Here is a 1,352-nt window from a genome sequence, read left to right on the forward strand (position 1 = left end):
CCCACAAGTTAAACAACCATTAAACCAAACGCCCAAACACCTATCAACCTCTTTTACCAACAAAATCCATAACATTAATTAATCCAACATCCGAACTTTTTAAATCAACCAACACATCGATCAATTTCCACATCAAATACCAATTGAATATTTAACCAACACAACACGTCAATTATACCTCCAACCTTCCATTATAACCTAATCAACAAAATCATCACTTTACCCCATCGAATTCATTAAATCCACTAACCCATACATCGTTTTTATCACTAACAACAACACATACAATTCCATATCTCATAACATCCCTCCACCAATTATCTCAATCATCCAAACCAAACATCCACCAATGATAAACAACAAGCTGAAATTAAACCATCTACCAGACATTAAAATTTCAGTTGCAAACGTTTTTAACATAAATCTAAATGCCTACATACCGGCATTCTCAAAACCAAACGAACTCGTTCCTCAAACCCGACCAGGCTTCCAATTCGACCGACAAACAACATTGTGTATCTTGGCAGGTTTAGTCTACAACAAACGGGTATTAATAGTCGGAAGACATGGTACAGGTAAATCTACTCACATTGAACAAGTCTGCAACCGGTTGAATTGAGGTTGTATCCGAATAAATATGGATAGTTATCTAACCAGATTAGAACTTATAGGTAAAGAATCGATTACATTCCAACAAGGTAAACCAGTTATAAAGTTTAAATATGGGTTGTTACCATGAGCTTTAAAAAGACCAATAGTGTTGGTGTTAGATGATTACGACGCTTGCAAACCAGAGACCAAGTTCGTGTTCAATAAGTTATTAGAAGCAAACGGAGAAATTACTATCCCAGAAAACGGTAGAATAATAAAACCAAATGCAAGTTTCAGGATTTTAGCAACCAGCAACACCCTTTCCGGCAGTCAGATTGGTACCTTCCGAGAGAATTCAGCCCACCTTGACAGATGAAACATTGTTGTTAATGCTCCGAAGTTAAGTTTTAACCAAGAACTAAACCTAGTTAATCAGATTACTGGTAAAGCATTACATGGAAACATCCCTACAAAAATTGTTGAACTGGCAAGACTGTTACGACGTTTGCAAAGCAAAGGTAAGCTTAGCCTCACATTTTCTATTAGAAGTCTATTATCATGAGCCGAATTAACCATAATATTAAACAGCATCGGTGAAGCATTTAAATACGCATACCTGAACAAATGTAAGAAATCCGACAGATCATTAATCCATGAAAAGTACACCGAAGTCTTTGGTTCCTCATGTTCCATAAGATGTACTTAGCATTAGACACCACAAGTGCCATACTGTTGGCAACATCATCGAAACAAATCCACAA

Annotated in this window: 2 protein-coding genes and 1 pseudogene; 2 read left to right on the forward strand and 1 reads right to left on the reverse strand. The window is 36.5% G+C overall.

The window, feature by feature from the left end; genetic code table 4:
• Positions 1-172 precede the first annotated feature (172 nt).
• Positions 173-343, reverse strand: a complete 171-nt coding sequence (locus MAGTDC_RS05095) for a hypothetical protein (protein WP_192573235.1) — start codon at positions 341-343, stop codon at positions 173-175.
• Positions 344-349: 6 nt separating this feature from the next.
• Here MAGTDC_RS05095 and MAGTDC_RS06115 point away from each other — a divergent pair.
• A pseudogene (locus tag MAGTDC_RS06115) lies at positions 350-454 on the forward strand (hypothetical protein); the annotation flags it as partial.
• 57 nt (positions 455-511) lie between these two features.
• Positions 512-1,297 carry an AAA family ATPase gene (locus tag MAGTDC_RS03865; protein WP_278047000.1) on the forward strand — a complete coding sequence of 262 codons (786 nt, stop codon included), beginning with the start codon at positions 512-514 and terminating at the stop codon, positions 1,295-1,297.
• The last annotated feature ends 55 nt before the right edge of the window (positions 1,298-1,352 follow it).

Source organism: Candidatus Hodgkinia cicadicola, from assembly GCF_002774925.1.